General features: G+C 41.8%; 17 protein-coding genes and 1 tRNA gene. 1 reads left to right on the top strand and 17 read right to left on the bottom strand.

The window, feature by feature from the left end; all coding sequences use genetic code 11:
* From uvrC to RYL27_RS06815, 14 genes are all read right to left on the bottom strand, one after another.
* Positions 1 to 1,476 (bottom strand): excinuclease ABC subunit UvrC (gene uvrC, locus RYL27_RS06750; RefSeq protein ID WP_314966099.1); only part of this gene is annotated, 1,476 nt, incomplete at its 3' end.
* A complete protein-coding gene (locus RYL27_RS06755; protein WP_314966100.1) occupies positions 1,469 to 2,776 on the bottom strand; it encodes a putative glycoside hydrolase in 1,308 nt (435 codons plus the stop codon). The genes RYL27_RS06755 and uvrC, both read right to left, overlap by 8 nt.
* A gap of 425 nt (positions 2,777 to 3,201) precedes the next feature.
* Positions 3,202 to 4,413: an FprA family A-type flavoprotein gene (locus tag RYL27_RS06760; protein ID WP_308580493.1), complete on the bottom strand. Its 1,212-nt coding sequence runs from the start codon at positions 4,411 to 4,413 to the stop codon at positions 3,202 to 3,204.
* A gap of 3 nt (positions 4,414 to 4,416) precedes the next feature.
* Positions 4,417 to 4,581: a rubredoxin gene (gene rd, locus RYL27_RS06765; RefSeq protein ID WP_183684051.1), complete on the bottom strand. Its 165-nt coding sequence runs from the start codon at positions 4,579 to 4,581 to the stop codon at positions 4,417 to 4,419.
* 233 nt (positions 4,582 to 4,814) lie between these two features.
* Entirely contained in the window at positions 4,815 to 4,997 is a 183-nt protein-coding gene (rpmF, locus tag RYL27_RS06770; protein WP_007156060.1) for a 50S ribosomal protein L32, read from the bottom strand.
* Between the two features lie 144 nt (positions 4,998 to 5,141).
* Positions 5,142 to 6,338: an acetate kinase gene (locus tag RYL27_RS06775; protein WP_183684053.1), complete on the bottom strand. Its 1,197-nt coding sequence runs from the start codon at positions 6,336 to 6,338 to the stop codon at positions 5,142 to 5,144.
* Between the two features lie 15 nt (positions 6,339 to 6,353).
* Positions 6,354 to 7,364, bottom strand: a complete 1,011-nt coding sequence (pta, locus tag RYL27_RS06780) for a phosphate acetyltransferase (protein WP_304072812.1) — start codon at positions 7,362 to 7,364, stop codon at positions 6,354 to 6,356.
* 141 nt (positions 7,365 to 7,505) lie between these two features.
* Positions 7,506 to 7,838, bottom strand: a complete 333-nt coding sequence (locus RYL27_RS06785) for a cyclic-di-AMP receptor (protein WP_314966103.1) — start codon at positions 7,836 to 7,838, stop codon at positions 7,506 to 7,508.
* 30 nt (positions 7,839 to 7,868) lie between these two features.
* Positions 7,869 to 9,005, bottom strand: a complete 1,137-nt coding sequence (locus RYL27_RS06790) for a nucleotidyltransferase family protein (protein ID WP_314966105.1) — start codon at positions 9,003 to 9,005, stop codon at positions 7,869 to 7,871.
* 2 nt (positions 9,006 to 9,007) lie between these two features.
* The gene (locus RYL27_RS06795) at positions 9,008 to 9,784 is read right to left on the bottom strand and encodes an MBL fold metallo-hydrolase (protein ID WP_007156054.1); all 777 of its coding nucleotides are present in this window, start codon (positions 9,782 to 9,784) and stop codon (positions 9,008 to 9,010) included.
* The gene (coaE, locus tag RYL27_RS06800; protein ID WP_314966106.1) at positions 9,753 to 10,337 is read right to left on the bottom strand and encodes a dephospho-CoA kinase; all 585 of its coding nucleotides are present in this window, start codon (positions 10,335 to 10,337) and stop codon (positions 9,753 to 9,755) included. Before coaE ends, RYL27_RS06795 begins: the two co-directional genes overlap by 32 nt.
* Positions 10,334 to 10,600, bottom strand: a complete 267-nt coding sequence (locus RYL27_RS06805) for a hypothetical protein (protein WP_007156052.1) — start codon at positions 10,598 to 10,600, stop codon at positions 10,334 to 10,336. Before RYL27_RS06805 ends, coaE begins: the two co-directional genes overlap by 4 nt.
* Positions 10,601 to 13,207 carry a DNA polymerase I gene (gene polA / locus RYL27_RS06810; RefSeq protein WP_314966109.1) on the bottom strand — a complete coding sequence of 869 codons (2,607 nt, stop codon included), beginning with the start codon at positions 13,205 to 13,207 and terminating at the stop codon, positions 10,601 to 10,603.
* 10 nt (positions 13,208 to 13,217) lie between these two features.
* A complete protein-coding gene (locus RYL27_RS06815; protein WP_007156050.1) occupies positions 13,218 to 13,553 on the bottom strand; it encodes a zf-HC2 domain-containing protein in 336 nt (111 codons plus the stop codon).
* Between the two features lie 69 nt (positions 13,554 to 13,622).
* Here RYL27_RS06815 and RYL27_RS06820 point away from each other — a divergent pair.
* Positions 13,623 to 13,701 (top strand) — tRNA-Leu (locus RYL27_RS06820).
* 189 nt (positions 13,702 to 13,890) lie between these two features.
* On the opposite strand, the gene upp is transcribed toward RYL27_RS06820, so the two are convergent.
* From upp to RYL27_RS06835, 3 genes are all read right to left on the bottom strand, one after another.
* A complete protein-coding gene (gene upp, locus RYL27_RS06825) occupies positions 13,891 to 14,532 on the bottom strand; it encodes a uracil phosphoribosyltransferase (protein ID WP_314966110.1) in 642 nt (213 codons plus the stop codon).
* A 182-nt stretch (positions 14,533 to 14,714) separates the two neighbouring features.
* Complete coding sequence (locus tag RYL27_RS06830; RefSeq protein ID WP_314966112.1) at positions 14,715 to 15,389, bottom strand: UDP-N-acetylglucosamine pyrophosphorylase; 675 nt, start codon at positions 15,387 to 15,389, stop codon at positions 14,715 to 14,717.
* Positions 15,390 to 15,477: 88 nt separating this feature from the next.
* On the bottom strand, positions 15,478 to 17,284 hold a 1,807-nt coding region (locus tag RYL27_RS06835), incomplete at its 5' end, for a DNA topoisomerase (RefSeq protein WP_314966114.1).

Below are 17,284 nucleotides of genomic sequence, written 5' to 3' on the forward strand. Positions count from 1 at the left end.
CATTAAAATCAAATCGGGAAATTGCGAAAAACGCCCCAGATGATTTTCTTTTCCACCGGCCTTATGTCCCTCCTGTTCCTTTAAGCCGGGAGAAAAGCGGCGAGTGAGCATCTCCTTCATCGCTCCGTAATCATCCTGTCCTACTATACTTTGTATTCTAAATTTTCTATATTCGTTGGGTTTTTCTTTTCCTTCCTGATAAACCACCATGGAGCCTACCGTTAGAGCACCGGAGGTATTGGAAATATCATAGGATTCGATTCTTTTAGGAATACCCGGAAGCCCACAGGCATTTTTCAGTTCCTCCAAAGCTTCTTTTCGCTTCTTTTCCTCCATTCTGTATTTTTCTACATAGCGAAGCATCAAAATGCCTGCATTCTTTCCTGCCAGCTCCACCAGCTTCTCTTTATCTCCTTGCTTGGGAACCAGAATATAAACCTTCTTTCCCTTCACATAGCTTAACCATTCTTCCAAAATCTTTTGATCCGGAAGCTCAACGGGTAAATGGATTTCCTTCGGAATAAAAGGTGTACCGTTATAAAACTGTTGTAAAAAGCTGACTAAGATTTCTCCATCACTTTGTTCTTCGTCGATTCGCAAAAACTGGTGATCTCTGCCGATAATTTTTCCGTCACGAACGAAGAAAATCTGCACGATACAGTCACTGTGGTCTCTTCGTAATCCTATAATGTCCCTGTCCTCACCGTCCAAAGCAGTAATCTTTTGTTTGTTTTGTAAACTTTGAATTGCCTGAATCAAATCTCGAAATTCCATAGCTTTTTCAAAGTCCAAACGCTCGGATGCTTCCAACATCTTCTCTTCCAATTCATTAAGGGTTGCTTCGGTTTTTCCGGATAAAAACTCTGTAAGCTTCGGGATGGAGGCTCTATATTCCTCCTTGGTCTGCTTTAAAACACAAGGTCCCAGGCATTGTCCCATATCATAGTAAATGCAGGGGCGGGCTAAAGGATTATCCTCCGAAAATACTTTATTACAATTTCGAATATGCATGGTTTTTCTGAGTAATTCAATCACCTCATTGACCCGTTCCATGGAAGCATAGGGGCCGTAATATTTAGAGCTCTTGATCTTCTTATTTCGGGAAGCAAAAAGTCTGGGATAGGCCTCTTCCACGCTTAAGCGAATATAAGGGTAGGCCTTATCATCCTTTAGCAGAGTGTTATAACGAGGCTTAAATTCTTTAATCAGATTGGATTCCAGCACCAAAGCCTCTATCTCTGAATCCACAACAATATATTCAAAGCGTCGGATTTGGGCGACCATCTGTTGAATTTTCACGGATTTTTTCGTGGATTTTTGAAAATATTGTTTGACTCTGTTTTTCAGAATCTTCGCTTTTCCAACGTAGATCACTTCATCCATATCGCCATGCATTAAATAAACTCCCGGCATTGCCGGGAGTTTTTTCAACTCTTCTTCAATAATAAACTCTTTATCAAAGTTTTTCTTATCCATTATTTCCTTCCTGATTCGTCTTAGCTGCGGATTGTATCGATGCCCCCTCTTCCTTGGTATAGAAATAGGAAAAATCATAATTACTTCCCGCATTCCAAAACAGCCATTCATCATATCCGCTATCATATACAGCCTGAATTTGTGCCCGGAATTGTTCCTTTTCATAAGGAATATAATGCTGTAGATAGGATGCGGTAAAGCCCTGTAACCAGGGACGAACCATTGCCTGATAACTGTCTCCGCTTTTCGCCAAAGCCAGTTCCTTCTGAGACGACTTTAAAGCAGAGTAAATCGTTTTGTAGGGATCTGTATCCGGATGTTCTATACCGAAATTTCCGTCTCCATAGTGAGAGGGATAAATCATAGGACACATATAATCCACGGAAGCGGCCATATCCGAATAATCCTGTCCTACAGCGGTACTGTCCACATAGGAACCGATAATGGTTCCAAAAACATCCGTAGAAAAAAAGACTTGTTTCTCCGCTAAACGATCTGACATATACTGTACAAATTCTGTAATGATCTGGGTTTTATTAATCTCTGATTCTTCCGGGTACTGTACTTCCTTCATACCCTTCTCTGTACAAAATCGAACGTAATCCAACTGAATTTCATCAAATCCGTCATCAGCACAACGTTCCGCCACAGAAGCAATATAATTCCAATAATCTTTTTTATAAGGATTAATCCAGGTCATCCCGCTATTGTCTTTAAATAAGCTTCCATCCGCCTTCTGATTCATCCATTCCGGATGAACTTCTCCCATGGCAGGGTCGCGAAAACAAACCAAACGGGCAATTAAATACAGTCCCTGTTCATGGCATTTTTTTACTAATGCCGGTAAGTCTTTGACGATATTCGTCGTATTGTAGAACTCCTGCTGTCCGCCATTGTTCATCTGATATATGATTTGTCCGTTATCATTTTTAATATCAACGACTAAAGCATTCAGCTCCGTATCCTTCATTTTCGATAAGATATCCTCCATTTTCGGAGAGCCGGCAGTAAGGTCCGTAATATAGATCCCCTTAACCTTAACCCTGTCCTTCTGAATATCTTTTTTCTTCCAAATCAAGGCTTCTTTTGCTTTCTCCTCCTCTTCCGCCTTTTCCTTAGCCAACAAGCTTTCCCGAGCCAGGGATTCTTCATACAAAGATTCCGCTTGTAATTCAGATTCGTACTGTTTCAGCTCCGGGGTTTTGTTTACATTGTACTGTAAAGGCTCCGGAGTCTTACAGGAACTTAGTAAGCTGAGGGTAAGAAGAAAAAGGAAAAGAAAAGAAATATATTTTCTCATAATCCTCCCACTTTTTGCCTAAAATACAGGATAATTATAACACTTTACCCCTATATTACAAGAAAAATTGGGATTGGATGATTTTTCCGCTACCGGATAAGCCTGAAATTCTCGTAAAAATATTCGTTAAATGCAAAAAAGGGCTGTAAAATCATAATAAATTTTCTAAACAATACAGGTCTGAAACGAGGCACGCTCTCGCTAGCTTCGCCACGTAGCGGATACTAAGCGAAAAACTGCGTTTCTCTTGTTTTTCGCAAGTACCGACGGGCTCAGACTGCCTCATATTCAGACCTATATTGCCGAAAATTTATTTTTTTGACTTTTACTGCCCTTTTTTCTTTTAAAGCTTAATGAGTACACTCCGAAAATACGAGATATTCCCGGCTTTTCACTTCATCAGAAAACTCGGTATTGTTCAAGCTTTATTCTTTTCCTAATACGGAATCAGCTACCTCATCGGCCAATTTCTCTAAAGCGCTGCGATCCACGGATGCGGACTTTACCGTAAGAATGTCGCCGATATAGCTCATATTTTTCATCTCATCAAAGGCTTTCTTCATCAGCTTACCGCTTTGAGGAGCCCAGCTTCCATTTTCTAAAATAGCAATCTTTCGATTCTGCACATTCAGATTCTTCATGTCGGTAATGAGATTTTCCATCTTCGGAAAAAGGTTATTGTTATAGGTTGTTCCCGCAAATACCAGATGACTGGCACGGAAACATTCTGCAATGCAATAGGATACATCCGTCTTGGATACATCGTAGGCTTTGATGTTCTTAACTCCACGAATACCAAGCTCTAATGCAAAATGGTCTACGACGGTTTCTGTATTACCATAAACGGAATTATACAGAATCACAACGGCCTTCTCTTCCGGAAGATAACGGGACCATTTGTCATATTTATCAATGATAAAAGAAAGGTCTTCCGTCCAAATCGGTCCATGTAAAGGACAAAGCATCTCTACTTCCAGACTTAAGGCCTTTTTTAAAGCCGCCTGGGTTTGAGGGCCGTACTTTCCTACAATATTGGAATAATAACGTCTGGCATCATCCAGAAAATCCTTATCCTTATATCTTTGCTCGTGGGCAAGGATATTGCCGTTGTTGCAACCGAAAACGCCAAAGGCGTCCGCAGAGAATAAGGTCTTGTCCGTCATATCATAGGTAAACATAACCTCAGGCCAGTGTACCATAGGTGCAAAGACAAACTTAAGGGTATGTCTTCCTACAGAAAACTCATCGCCTTCCTTCACTTCCACCTTTCTGTCTGCAGGAATAGTCATCTGATAAAACTGATCCAGCATCTGAAAAGTTTTAGCATTGGAAATAATGGAAAGCTTTGGATATTTTTCGTACAAGTCCTGAATGCTCCCGCAATGGTCCGGCTCCATATGATTAATTACCAGATAATCCAAGGTCTTTCCCGCAAGGGCAAACTCTATATTCTCAATAAAATGGCGAGAAACTGTTTGGTCGCAGGTATCCAACAAAACGGTCTTTTCATCCAGTAAAAGATAGGAATTATAGCTTACGCCTCTGTCCAAAGGAAACAAATTCTCAAACAGGTGCAGTCTTCTATCTTCTACTCCAACATATACTAAATCATCTCTAAGTTTTCTGCATGAATACATCTTTTACTCCTCTGATGGCTCGAACTGATCCTTTCCTACACCGCATAAGGGGCAAAGAAAATCTTCAGGAACATCTTCCCAAGCTGTTCCTGCTGCAACATTTGCACTTTCCTCTCCTACTTCAGGATCATAGATATAACCACATACTGTACATACATATTTCTTCATGATATTCTCTCCTTTTTCTTTAAACTTAAGTGTTAAGCTTACGCTCGAAGGGTAGTTTATCATTAGATTGTGCACAAGTCTAGTAATTTTAGGAATTATTTTTGTTTTTCCCTAAAAACAGAAAAGAGAGCTCTAACCATTCTACTATTTCTATACGAAAGTACCATAAATTCAGTTGTTACATAACTGTAAGCCATAAGAAAAGGAGCTTCTTATGAAGCTCCCTTTAATTCTTAGTCCTCTACAGTAATAATCTCGCGCTTATTATAAGAACCACAAGCCTTACAAACTCTGTGAGGCATAACCAATGCACCACACTTAGAGCACTTTACAAGGTTTGTTGCACCCATCTTCCAATTTGCTCTTCTGCTATCTCTGCGGGCTTTGGATGATTTATTCTTTGGACAAATAGACATATTTACACCTCCTGTCTTAACCGAGTTTGAATCGGTGAATTTGGGCTATGCTTTACATTAGAAAAACACACTCGTGTAAAGATACACTAGTTTTCAGTAAAATGCAAGCAAAATCTAAAGGAAAGCGAAAAAAATATGCCTAATTTAAGCTTCAATCAAACGCTTTGTATCTCTTGCGATAGCCAATTCTTCATTGGTAGGAATCAAGAAAATCTTAACCTTGGAATCATCAGTGGAAATTAAACGCTCTTTTCCGCGAACATTGTTTCTTTCCGGATCAATCTTAGCACCAAGATAAGAGAAATACTCATCAATAACAATCTGTCTTGTTACCTTATCATTCTCTCCCACACCTGCTGTAAAGGAAATGGCATCCACACCGTTCATAGCTGCTACATAAGAACCGATATACTTGGCAACTCTGTAACGAAATGCATCAAGAGCTACTTTTGCCATGTGATTTCCTTCTTCAGCGGCATTCTCAATGTCACGGAAATCGGAAGAAATACCGGTCATTCCCAATACACCGGACTTCTTATTCAAAATATTTAAAACTTCATCAACAGTTTTATTCTCGTGGTTGGCAATAAACTGGATTACTCCTCCATCGATATCTCCGGAACGGGTACCCATAATCAGACCTTCCAACGGGGTAAGTCCCATGGAAGTATCTACAGCCTTGCCGCCGATAGATGCGGAGATGGAAGCACCGTTACCTAAATGACATACGATAACCTTTGCCTTCTCCGGATCCAAACCGCCGAAACGAATGGTTTCCTGAGAAACGTAGGCATGGCTGGTACCATGGAAGCCGTAACGACGAATCGCGTACTTATCATAGTATTCCTTAGGAATAGCATAGTAATATGCCTTCTCCGGAAGGGTCATACCGAAGGTAGTATCGAAAACCGCTACATTCTTCTTACCGGGAACAACTTTTTCACAAGCCTCAATTCCCATTAAGTTTGCCGGGTTATGTAATGGGCCTAAGTCAAAGCACTCCCGGATAACTTTCTTTACTTCATCATTTACAATAATACTTTCCGTGAAACGATTGGAGCCATGCAGTACACGATGTCCGATTGCACCGATTTCATCAACGGACTTAACCACACCATACTCTCCTGTCAGTGCATCAAAAACCAGCTTCACTGCCACAGAATGGTCCGGAAGATCTGTTTCAACCACATAATCTTCTTTTCCGGGAACCTCGTGCTTTAATCTGGAACCGGGAATACCGATTCTTTCGCAAAGTCCCTTGGCCATTACGGTCTCTCCCTCCATATCAATAAGCTGATACTTCAAAGAAGATGATCCACAGTTAATTACTAAAATTTTCATAGTTCCTCCCAATAATTAGTTATTATCGTAAAGTTGACACTGCACTGCAGTAATCGCAACAACACCTACAATATCGGCAACATTACATCCACGGGATAAGTCATTAACCGGTCTTGCAATACCCTGAGTCATAGGTCCATAAGCTTCAGCCTTTGCCAATCTCTGCACAAGCTTATAGCCGATGTTTCCTGCATCTAAATCCGGGAAAATCAAGGTATTGGCATGACCTGCTACCTTGGAGCCGGGAGCTTTTAAGTTAGCTACGGATTCAACCAAAGCGGCATCCAACTGTAATTCTCCATCCACTAAAAGATTCGGATTATTCTCTTTCACAATCTTGGTAGCATCCTGTACCTTGGTAACCTCTTCATGCTTTGCAGATCCCATGGTGGAGTAAGACAGCATAGCCACCTTAGGCTCAGCCCCTACCAAGAAACGGAAGGACTCTGCGGAAGACTCTGCAATTGCTGCCAGCTCTTCAGAAGTCGGGTTTTGATTTAAACCGCAATCAGAGAAGACAAAGGTTCCCTTCTCTCCGTATTCACAATCAGGAACAACCATAACAAAGAAAGCGGAAACAAGCTTTGTGCCCGGCTTTGTCTTTAAAATCTGAAGAGATGGACGGAGGGTATCCGCGGTAGAGTGGTTCGCTCCGGAAACTAAACCGTCAGCCTCTCCCTTCTTAACCATCATAACACCAAAATAGGTGTTGCTTTCTGTCAGCAGCTTTCTTGCCTCTTCTTCCGTCATCCCCTTTGACTTTCTAAGTTCTACCAGGGTAGAAACATATTCGTCTAACTTGGCATAAGTCTTCGGGTTCACAATTTCAATACCGGAAAGGTCTACTCCCCAGGCTTTGGCATCCTTCTCCACCTGCTCCTTCTCTCCAAGAAGAATCAAGCGGGAAAATCCCTCTTTCTGAATCTGTTCTGCCGCCTGAAGAACTCTCTTGTCTTCAGATTCCGGTAATACGATGGTCTTCTGCTTTGCCTTTGCTTTTGCTTTTACATCCTCAATAAATGACATATTCTCTCCTTTTTCTGACATGATAAAACTCTTCCTTGCCATTATAGCAAAGGAAGAGAGAGTAAAAAAGGGAAGTTCTAAAGAACATTGCATATTTTTGTATACTATATCCAATATCCTTCCCTTTTAATTAAACATATTTTAGTATTTTTCGAAACGTTCCAAAGGAACAACCATAATGGTTGCCCCGCCAATCTCCACATTCATGGGCATGGTGGTGTAATTCATCAGTCTGGAACCGGAAACATAGGGCATGTTTACAGTGATTTCCTGACGACTTCCACTTTGCTGTTTAATGATATCAATACACTGCTCCAGCTGTTCGTCCTGAAGGGCAATCATTAAAGTAGTACTTCCCTTTCTTAAAAAGCCACCAGTCGTAGATAGCCTGGTTACCGTAAAGCCTTCCTGCATTAAAGCGGAAGTTACATCATCTTCATTATCATTCCGTATTATGGCATAAACCAGCTTCATTCTTACTACCTCCTTCTTGTCTTTATACTATCACAATTTTATGAACTTTTCACGTCGTTCTTCTCTTCCTGTCAGGTAGATTTCCTGAAATAATTGTCCCGCAAATAAATCCCACTTCATCAGCCTTATATTTTCCCATTCAGGATGCTCCTTCAGAGCATTTCCTAATCGAAAAATGCTGTTTGGAGGAAGGTGAGACAGCAAATCCCTCCCTAAGCTGCTTGCGGCTAAAATTCTGTAATAGGGAGAGACTTTATCCAATTCTTCCCTTGCCTCCTCTTCTCTTATATCCAAAAGAATATGGAGTAGAGACCTGCTTACTCTGCTATAAGTATAATTTTTCCCTTTAAGATATTGAATCCACTGAGTAAAAGAAAGTTTTTTCGCAAAAGAAGCTTCTATTCTATTTGCCAGATCAGAAGATACATCCCAAAAAGAATCCAAAGCAATCTTATCTCTTTTTAATTCCATTAAACGATAACGAAGAAAAGGATAGAGTTTCTCCGCTTCTGTATAGCAACGGTGATCACAATCCTTTCCGCAGCTTTCCCGAATATCCTTTCGGATACTGTGGGCGGAAGCAAGGTGCAAGTTTCTCCGAATGATTCCCACATCCATAGAAGAATGAAGTCTCTCTAAAGCCATTAAGTAGGAAATTCCCAAACCGTCATTGGCCAAAATTCCCCCCGTAAAAAAAGCTTCCAAAGCTATTTCTCTCGCCCTGGGATAAGAATTTCCCTTTGCCATAAATTCCTTTAATTGTTTTTGATATTCCTTTTCCTGCCCCTCTTTCTCTCGAAGAAAAAACCTAGCAAGGCTTCTAAGCCTATTTAAATCGTAGGATTCCGAGCCGAAAACCAATATATCCACAAAGGAAAGCTCTTCCAAAATCTTAATGGCTCCGTAAGCAAAATATTCACTGGAGGCCAGGGAATAAAGAACCGGCAGTTGGATAACAAGGTCTATTCCCTTGTTTACCGCCTTCTCCGCCCTTTCGAATTTTGAAAAAAAAGCAGGTTCTCCCCTTTGTACAAAGTCTCCCGACATTACCGTTACAATATACTCCGCATGAAAATCCTGACGAATCCCTTGGAGTAAGTATTCATGTCCCTTATGAAAGGGGTTAAACTCACTGACTACACCGGCTACCTTTTTCCCATTGATCATGATTACCACTCCACACAATCCGATAAAGCGGAACGTTTTGCCAAAGCTATCTCCAAATCCGGCTCCTTTACCTCTTTTTTCACGGTAGCCAAAGCCAGGTCCGGATCATTGTTTTCCGCACTGAGATGCCCAAGAAATACTTTTTTTAAGTCGGGATGTACCAATTCCTTTAACAACTCTCCACTATGAAGATTGGAAAGGTGGCCTACATTGGATAGAATTCTTCTTTTTAATGCCATAGGATAGGGTCCTTTTTCCACCATAGTAACATCATGATTGGCCTCCAGAAGCAGAACATCCAGCTTTTGTAAATGAGAGATTGTGTACTCATCATAACAACCTAAATCCGTAACCACCGCCACAGATTTTTCTCCACAGCTCACCCGATAAGCCACAGGATCTCTGGTATCATGAGAAACACTGAATGGTAAGACGGAAAGATCTCCGATTTGAAAGCTTTCATCCTTTAGAATAGGTCGTAAAAGATCCTTGGGAAACTCCTTCATGGCATCACAAAGTAAAATTCCCTGTAATGTTCCCAGGGTGGCATAAACGGGGATAGTGTATTTTCTGCAAAGGCTTCCTATGGCCTTAATATGATCGATATGTTCATGGGTGACACAGATTCCCTCAATATCTTTACAGGATATATCCAGGCCTCTTAATGCCGACTCTATACTCCGGATTCCTACCCCCGCATCCAAAAGGATATGGTGGGCTCCGGAGGAAACAAAACTTACATTTCCGCTAGAGCCGCTGGAAATACTGGCAAATCTCATCTCTTACTCTTTCTATACTTTCTTCCGTATTAATTACTAGTTGTGCCTGCTCTTTAAAGCGCTCAACGCTTTGGCTGTGAATAATCTGAAAGGCTTCTTCTTTCTCCAGTCCCCGACTTTCTATTAGCCGTTTACAACGTGTTTCCTCCGATGCATCCAGATAAAAAATCAGGTCACATTGAGAAAGAAAATTCTGATTGGGCAAAGCCGTCTCCACTGCAAGCTTTTCTCCCAGCAATCTTACCCGCTCTATTTCTTTAGATACTTCTTGAAAAACCAAAGGATGAATCAGTTCTTCCAAATGCTTCTTTCTCTCCGGCTCAGTAAACAAAAGAGTTCTAAGTCTTGAAAAGGATAAAGCTCCCTCCTTTGTAAATACCGAAGCGGGCAAAAGCTTTTTTATTTCTCTTAAAACAGCTTCTTCTTGATATAGTGCTTTAGCCAACTCGTCCATTCGCAAAATATGATAGGAAAAGTCCCCTTGGAGGATGGAAAGTACGGTGGATTTTCCGCTGGCAATCCCTCCGATTACCCCAATGATTTCCTTCTTCACCCTTTCCGCCTTTCCCATTCTTCCATTAAATAAGCCCTGGCATCTTCCAAGCCTTCCTCCGTAAAGGGAAAGCTTTTATAGCTTTTCTCCTCTTCTTTCGTATAAGCAAAGGCAAAGGGCTCCGGCCAGCAGGCTACCAACAAATGATTCTCCCCTTCTTCTTCCTTTTTTTCCATAAAATACCGCATTCCCTGAAAGGAAGCAGTATATCTTTCCTTTTTCAAAAAGCTAAGGGGCATTAAATCCTTCTTTTCGATTTCCATTTAATGCGCCTCATCCCAGTTATTTCCTACAGTAGCCTCTACAATCAAGGGAACCGGCAAAGAAACTACATGTTCCATAGCGGAAACCAGAATATCCTTTACGGTCTCCAGCTCCTCCTTTACAACCTCCAATAAGAGCTCATCATGGATTTGAAGAACAATACGGCTTTGACAGTTCTTTTCCGCCAGTTTCCGATCTACCATTACCATAGCTTTTTTAATAACATCAGCAGCAGTTCCCTGAATAGGAGCGTTCATGGCTACACGCTCACTAAAGCTTCTTCTCATAAAGTTGGAGGCATGAATCTCCGGTAGAGGTCTGCGTCTGCCAAAAAGGGTCTTTACAAAGGAATGTTCTCTGGCAAAGACTACTTCTCCGTCTAAATATTCCTTAACTTTGGGATAGCTTGTAAAATATCGCTCAATATACTCCTTGGCCTCCTGCCGGGAGATGCTTAAGCCTTCGGAAAGCCCGAAGGCGGAAATGCCATAGACAATACCGAAGTTCACCGCCTTGGCATTTCTTCTAAGCTCCGGCGTTACCTCTTCCAAAGGCACGTGGAACACTTCGGAGGCGGTTACTCTATGAATATCCGCATCCTTCCTGTAGGCTTCAATCAGTTTTTCATCCTTGGACAGAGAAGCTAAAAGTCTAAGCTCTACCTGGGAATAGTCCGCATCCAGAAAAACAGATCCCTCCTTAGGAATAAAAACGGAACGAAATACCCTTCCCATCTCCGTACGAATCGGAATGTTCTGTAAATTCGGTTCAGTAGAGGAAAGCCTTCCTGTGGCTGTTACCATCTGCTGGAAGCTTCCGTGAATTCTTTGGTCCTCTCCCACATAATTGCTTAATCCTTCCGCATAGGTGGAGTTTAGCTTGGAATAGGTTCTATATTCTAAGATTTTCCCTACAATAGGATAGTCTTCCTGTAATTTTTCTAAAACATCCACCGCGGTGGAATAGCCGGTCTTTGTCTTCTTTCCTCCGGGAAGCTGCATTTTCTCAAAAAGGATTCCCCCCAGCTGTTGAGGAGAATTAATATTAAATTCTTCCCCGGCCATAGAATAGATTTCTTCCTGCAGCATGGCAATATTCTTCTTAAGCTCTTCTCCGTAGGATAGAAGAGCCTCCTTATCTACTAAAATTCCCGCCTTCTCCATACGGTAAAGAACAGGCACCAAAGGCTCCTCCACATCCCGATACAATTCCCACTGCTCTGTATCCTTCAGCTCCTGAAAAATTCTATTTTTAGCCTGCCAAGAAACAAAGGCGGAATATAGCCCCTCCTCAGCGGTATTTTGAAGCTCCTTCTTTCCCGGCAGTACAAGGTCCATATAATCTCTGGCCAAGTCATCATAGGCATAGGAATCCTTTAAAGGGTTCAAAAGGTAAGCCCCTAGAGATAAATCATGAATTTCACCCTCTAAAAGCTCCTCCCAAAGATGGTACTGATCCTTTAACTGCAGGGTGAAATATTCTCCCTCCTTCAGAAGCTCTGTTAGCTCCTCTTCGCAAAGGGACAGAGGGATACGATAGAGTCTTGTGTCGGAAAGACAGAGATAAACATACAGCTTTCCCCCATCGGATGGATCTGCTTGCAGAAAAATTCCGGCCGATTTTTGTTTTTTTGCATCCTTAAAGGCGATTTTGGCAAGATAAGGATCCTCCACATCCTTCCATGCAGGAAGACTAAGTTTTTTCTCCGCTGTACTCTCCGCCTCTTCAAAACGGGAATAAAGGGAACGGAATTCCCACTTTCGAATCAATTCCTTACTTTCGGAATTAGCATAGTTTTCCCACTTACAATCGGAAAAATTTAAGCTAATAGGCACATGAATATTGATGGTGGCAAGCTCCTTGGAGAGCTTCGCCAGTTCAAAATGCTCCTTAAGGTCCTTTCCGGCACTTGGTTTTCTGGGCACTTTAAATTCAGAATCCTCTGCATGGGCATAGGCTTCCTCGATACTTTTATACTTTTGAATAATCCATGTAGCAGTTTTTTCTCCCATTCCCGGAACTCCCGGTATATTGTCGGAGCTGTCTCCCATGAGAGCCTTTAAATCAATAAACTCTATAGGACTTACCCCCCATTCCTCCTCCACATCCTTGGGATAATAGGAGTAAACCTTGGTCTCTCCCTTGGAGGTTTTGGGAATGCTGATTTTTATATGTTCATCGGAGAGCTGTAACAGATCCCGGTCTCCGGAAACCACCACTACTTCCTTCCCCTCTGCCTGCATTCGCTTTGCAACGGTTCCCAGAATGTCATCCGCTTCAAAACCCTCCATCATCAAGAGAGGCATATGCATTTTCCGCAAAAGTTCCTGCAATAAAGGAACCTGTTCCTTCAGTTCCTCCGGCATTCCCTTTCTGGTACCCTTATATTCCGGAAATAGCTTATGGCGAAAGGTGGGCTTTGGAACATCAAAGGCCACAGCCACATATTCTGTCTCTTCAATCTCTATCTCTTTAAACAAAATGTTTAAAAAGCCATAGATTCCGTTGGTGGGAATTCCCTCTTTGTTGTTTAAAAAAGGAACCCCATAGAAGGCTCTGCTTAATATACTATGACCATCAATTAATAAGATTTTCTCTCTTTTCAATGCCTTACTCCTATCCTATAAATCCGTACAAACTATACCAGGCAGAAAAGAAAACTGCCCAAAAAAGAAGGGAATGTACCACAATTCTCAGTCCCCTGAAAAAATGGTTTTGGAAGATAAAAAAATTGGCTTCTTCTATTAAGTTTTGATAGGATTTTTCCAGCTGCAGCTCTTCCTGTTCTCCCTCCAAGCTCTGCAATCCCTCATAGATCATATGGGTAATCCTAAGCTCTTCCCGGCAATCTTTGCAGGATTCCATATGCTCCAAAAAGGACTCACATTGTTCCTCTTCCCAGTTGCCCTGGATAAAATCATTAATATATTTTCTGGCCTCTAAACAATTCATTTTTCTCCCATTTTCTTGATAAAGGACTTGCAAAGAAAAGAAAAAAGTGGTAACCTAGGTTCTGTTCTTGCCGCCGTGGCGGAATGGCAGACGCACTTGACTCAAAATCAAGCGGGAAACCGTGCCGGTTCGAGTCCGGCTGGCGGCATGAAGGAGAGAGAAATCTCTCCTTTTTTTATGCCATTTTCCAGTCCTATAAAATTCTATAGCTCATTAAAATCCGCTATACAATACGCTTATTCGATCAGCTTATTCGATTAGATTTTTCGATTAGCTTATTCGATTGGATTTTTCGATTGGATTTTTACAATCCGCCTCTTGAGATTTTCTCTTATCCTTATTTTGTACCGAAAATTCTGTCTCCCGCATCTCCCAGGCCAGGACAGATATAAGCATTTTCATTTAACTCTCTGTCCAGATTTCCTACATAAATCTGCACGTCCGGGTGGGCTTCATGCAGCTTCTTTACCCCTTCAGGAGCGGCAATGATACAAACAAATTTAATCTTCTTTCCCCCGTGCTTTTTAATCTGGCTGATAGCATCCACTCCGGAGCCGCCGGTAGCCAACATGGGATCGCAAACCACAATAATTCTTTCTTCGATGGGGTTTGGCAATTTACAGAAATATTCCACCGGCTTATGGCTTGTTTCATCTCTATACAGACCGATATGTCCAATCTTTGCGGAAGGAACCAAGGCTGTAAGTCCGGAAACCATTCCCAGTCCCGCTCTTAAGATGGGAACAATTGCCAGCTTTCTTCCGGCAATAACCAAGGTCTCTGTCTTTTCGATAGGGGTTTCCACCGGCATTTTTGTCATAGGAAGGTCGGACAAAGCCACAAATCCCATCAGCATGGCAATCTCTTCCACCAACTGGCGAAACTCATTGGTTCCGGTATTTTTATCTCTTAAAATAGAAATTTTGTGGGTGATTAAGGGATGGTCTAAAATAATTACATTCTCTCCAAATTCGTTCATGGCTTTTCCTTTCCTATTGTTCTAATCCAGGGTACAAGTAATCCTTACTCCGTTAAGACGATAGTACAGAGTATTTTCTTTTTCAAGTCTTTTCTGTTTCTTTTATAATTCCAATAAATAAGCCCACTGTTTATTCTGAAACATCGCCCCATATAAAGCGTGGCTTTTTGCTGTTTTTACTTTTATCTCTCTTCTTTTTTTACAATATTGTTCTTATCTTTATAGATATGTTGAGGAGGAACAATACCCCGTACAGGAGATAAGGGATAAATATTGGAATGAGAGCAAAGAATGGTTCCCGGATTCAGTACGGACTGACAACCTACTTCCACGTGTTCTCCCACAATGGCTCCAAATTTCTTTAATCCTGTTTCGATCTCTCCGTCTTCCGCATAAATCTTCACCAAGGTCTTGTCGGATTTTACATTGGAGGTTAATGCCCCTGCGCCCAGATGGGAGTATTCTCCTAAAATGGAGTCTCCCACATAGTTGTAATGGGGAGTTTGCACATGGGGGAAAAGTACCGCATTTTTAAATTCACAGCTATTTCCCAAGACACAGCCCTCTCCGGCAAATACATTTTCCCGTAAAAAGGCTCCCGGACGAACTTCACAGTTCGCCATAATAAGAATATTCTCCCCCAGATAGACATTGGGATAAAGCTTTACGCTCTCATGGACAAAAACTCCTTTTTTTACCTCCTGAAAGCCGGAAGGAAGCTTACCCTGCATAGCGGAAATCCATGCCTTTATCTTAGGCAAGGCCTCCCAGGGATATTGACATCCTTCAAAAAGGGATTGGTAAGACTCCTTTAAAGATGAATAAAAAGCTTTACATTCCAAGTCCTTCTTTTTCATTTTTGCTCCTCTCTTTGTCGTAAAATCACAAGTCGATACGTCTATAAACTCTTTACACTTTAAATTATTGGAAACCAGGCAATATACTTTATAAGCCCTTTACCTTGTTGGTATTCTTCTCCACAAAGGCTTCCAGCTTCCGCATATATTCTTCTTCCGAAATTTCTCCTCCCTCCACATAGGAAAGCCCCTTCTCCCAGGAGGCGGTAAGGGTGGGATTCAATAAAGCCGGTATGGATTTGGAGAGAATCTGTACAATCTTTTCTCCCAGTTCGCTGGGGCTTAATTGCTGATTCTTTTTTTCCAAATGAATATATTCATTTTTTTCCAGCTTGCTTAAAATGCCGGCTCTGGTGGCGGATGTTCCTATACCGGAGCCCTTTATCTGGGCACGTAGCTCCTCGTCTTCTATCAACTTTCCTGCATTTTCCATGGCCAGAATCATGCTTCCGGAGGTATAACGTTTTGGAGGCTGGGTTTCTCCCTCCTTTAGCTTGAGTTCCTGTAAATAAAGCTTGGCGCCCTTTTTCAGTTCGGAAAGCTTGGGATTTCCATTTTCCGTGACGGCTTCTTCTGAATCCATTTCCTCTGAATCCTGTCCGTTTTCTTTTCCGGCAAGATCTCCGGTTGATGCATCTTTATTCTTCTCTTTCTTTTGATAGAGACAAAGGTAGCCCTCCTTCACCAAGACTTTTTCGTTGGCGGTAAAACACTCTCCCAAAACCTCTATTTCCAAAGCAATTTTTTTATACTCGGCAGCAGGATAAAAGATGGATAGAAAACGACGAATAATAAAGTCCAATACTCTCTTTCCCTGATAGGAAAGGGAATTGTATTGTCCTGCTCCCTGTCCCGTGGGAATAATGGCATAGTGATCCGTAATTTTTTTGTCGTCTGTGTAGCGAGAACGGGCAATGGATTTCACACTGTCCATAGCAAGAACCTCTTTGGCATACTTTGCATAGGGGGAAAAAGACAGAAGTCCTTGAATGTTTTTTCCGATTTCTTTGGCCACTGCAGTGGATAATACTCTGGCATCCGTACGGGGATAGGTACACATTTTCTTTTCATAAAGTTCCTGTACAAGCTTTAAACACTCGTCAGGACTAATCTTTAAAGACTTGGAGCATTCGTTTTGAAGTTCCGCCAGATTGTATAAAAGAGGAGGATTTTTGCTTTCCTTCTTTTTCTCCAGAGCAGTAACTCTTCCCTCTCTAGGTAGAGGGGAAAATACCCCCAAAAATTCCTCTCCATTTTCCTTTTGCAGAAAGCCGATATTTTTGTATAAATCCTTCTCTTTATAATAAGGACTTTCCTCTCTGCTTCGAAACTCGCAAAGAAGACCGGCTTCTCCTCCCTCTTCCAGGGAAAAATCCCCCATAGGTTTATAGAAGACAGTCTTTTGAAATCGGCGGATTTCCCACTCTCTTTGGACAATCATAGCCAAAACGCAGCTCATTACTCGTCCCACGGCAATCAGGGCGCTTTTTTCCTTGCCAAGGCTTTTTGCCAAAGCTCTGCCATACCTAAGCGTCAGTACTCTGGAAAAATTAATTCCCATAAGATAATCTTCCTTGGCTCGCAAATAGGCGGCTTTGGCTAAAGAATCATAGGCGGATTCCGACTTTGCTTCCCGAATGCCCCGAAGAATCTCTTCCTTGGTTTGAGAATCAATCCAAACTCGCCTTTCCTCCGCCTTTAAATTCTTGCAAAACGAAGCCACCAAACGGTAAATGTATTCTCCCTCCCGTCCGGAGTCGGTACAGACATAAATGCAGCCGATATCTTCCCGTTCCATCAGCCCTGTAACCTGTTGAAATTGCTCTTTAACAGAAGGAATTACTTCATAAAGAAATTCCTTGGGAAGGAAGGGAAGGGTTTCCATACGCCAGCTC

Origin of the sequence: Oribacterium sinus (assembly GCF_963537195.1) — a bacterium.
GTDB classification, from domain to species: domain Bacteria; phylum Bacillota; class Clostridia; order Lachnospirales; family Lachnospiraceae; genus Oribacterium; species Oribacterium sinus_A.

What these genes read in the sequence shown, in the direction of transcription:
- RYL27_RS06790 (WP_314966105.1), bottom strand. Translation starts at nt 9,005, where the DNA reads ATGATCAATGGGAAAAAGGTAGCCGGTGTAGTCAGTGAGTTTAACCCC.
- upp (WP_314966110.1), bottom strand. Translation starts at nt 14,532, where the DNA reads ATGAACGAATTTGGAGAGAATGTAATTATTTTAGACCATCCCTTAATC.
- RYL27_RS06795 (WP_007156054.1), bottom strand. Translation starts at nt 9,784, where the DNA reads ATGAGATTTGCCAGTATTTCCAGCGGCTCTAGCGGAAATGTAAGTTTT.
- RYL27_RS06805 (WP_007156052.1), bottom strand. Translation starts at nt 10,600, where the DNA reads ATGGAAATCGAAAAGAAGGATTTAATGCCCCTTAGCTTTTTGAAAAAG.
- rd (WP_183684051.1), bottom strand. Translation starts at nt 4,581, where the DNA reads ATGAAGAAATATGTATGTACAGTATGTGGTTATATCTATGATCCTGAA.
- RYL27_RS06755 (WP_314966100.1), bottom strand. Translation starts at nt 2,776, where the DNA reads ATGAGAAAATATATTTCTTTTCTTTTCCTTTTTCTTCTTACCCTCAGC.
- pta (WP_304072812.1), bottom strand. Translation starts at nt 7,364, where the DNA reads ATGTCATTTATTGAGGATGTAAAAGCAAAAGCAAAGGCAAAGCAGAAG.
- rpmF (WP_007156060.1), bottom strand. Translation starts at nt 4,997, where the DNA reads ATGTCTATTTGTCCAAAGAATAAATCATCCAAAGCCCGCAGAGATAGC.
- RYL27_RS06815 (WP_007156050.1), bottom strand. Translation starts at nt 13,553, where the DNA reads ATGAATTGTTTAGAGGCCAGAAAATATATTAATGATTTTATCCAGGGC.
- RYL27_RS06775 (WP_183684053.1), bottom strand. Translation starts at nt 6,338, where the DNA reads ATGAAAATTTTAGTAATTAACTGTGGATCATCTTCTTTGAAGTATCAG.
- RYL27_RS06830 (WP_314966112.1), bottom strand. Translation starts at nt 15,389, where the DNA reads ATGAAAAAGAAGGACTTGGAATGTAAAGCTTTTTATTCATCTTTAAAG.
- RYL27_RS06760 (WP_308580493.1), bottom strand. Translation starts at nt 4,413, where the DNA reads ATGTATTCATGCAGAAAACTTAGAGATGATTTAGTATATGTTGGAGTA.
- RYL27_RS06785 (WP_314966103.1), bottom strand. Translation starts at nt 7,838, where the DNA reads ATGAAGCTGGTTTATGCCATAATACGGAATGATAATGAAGATGATGTA.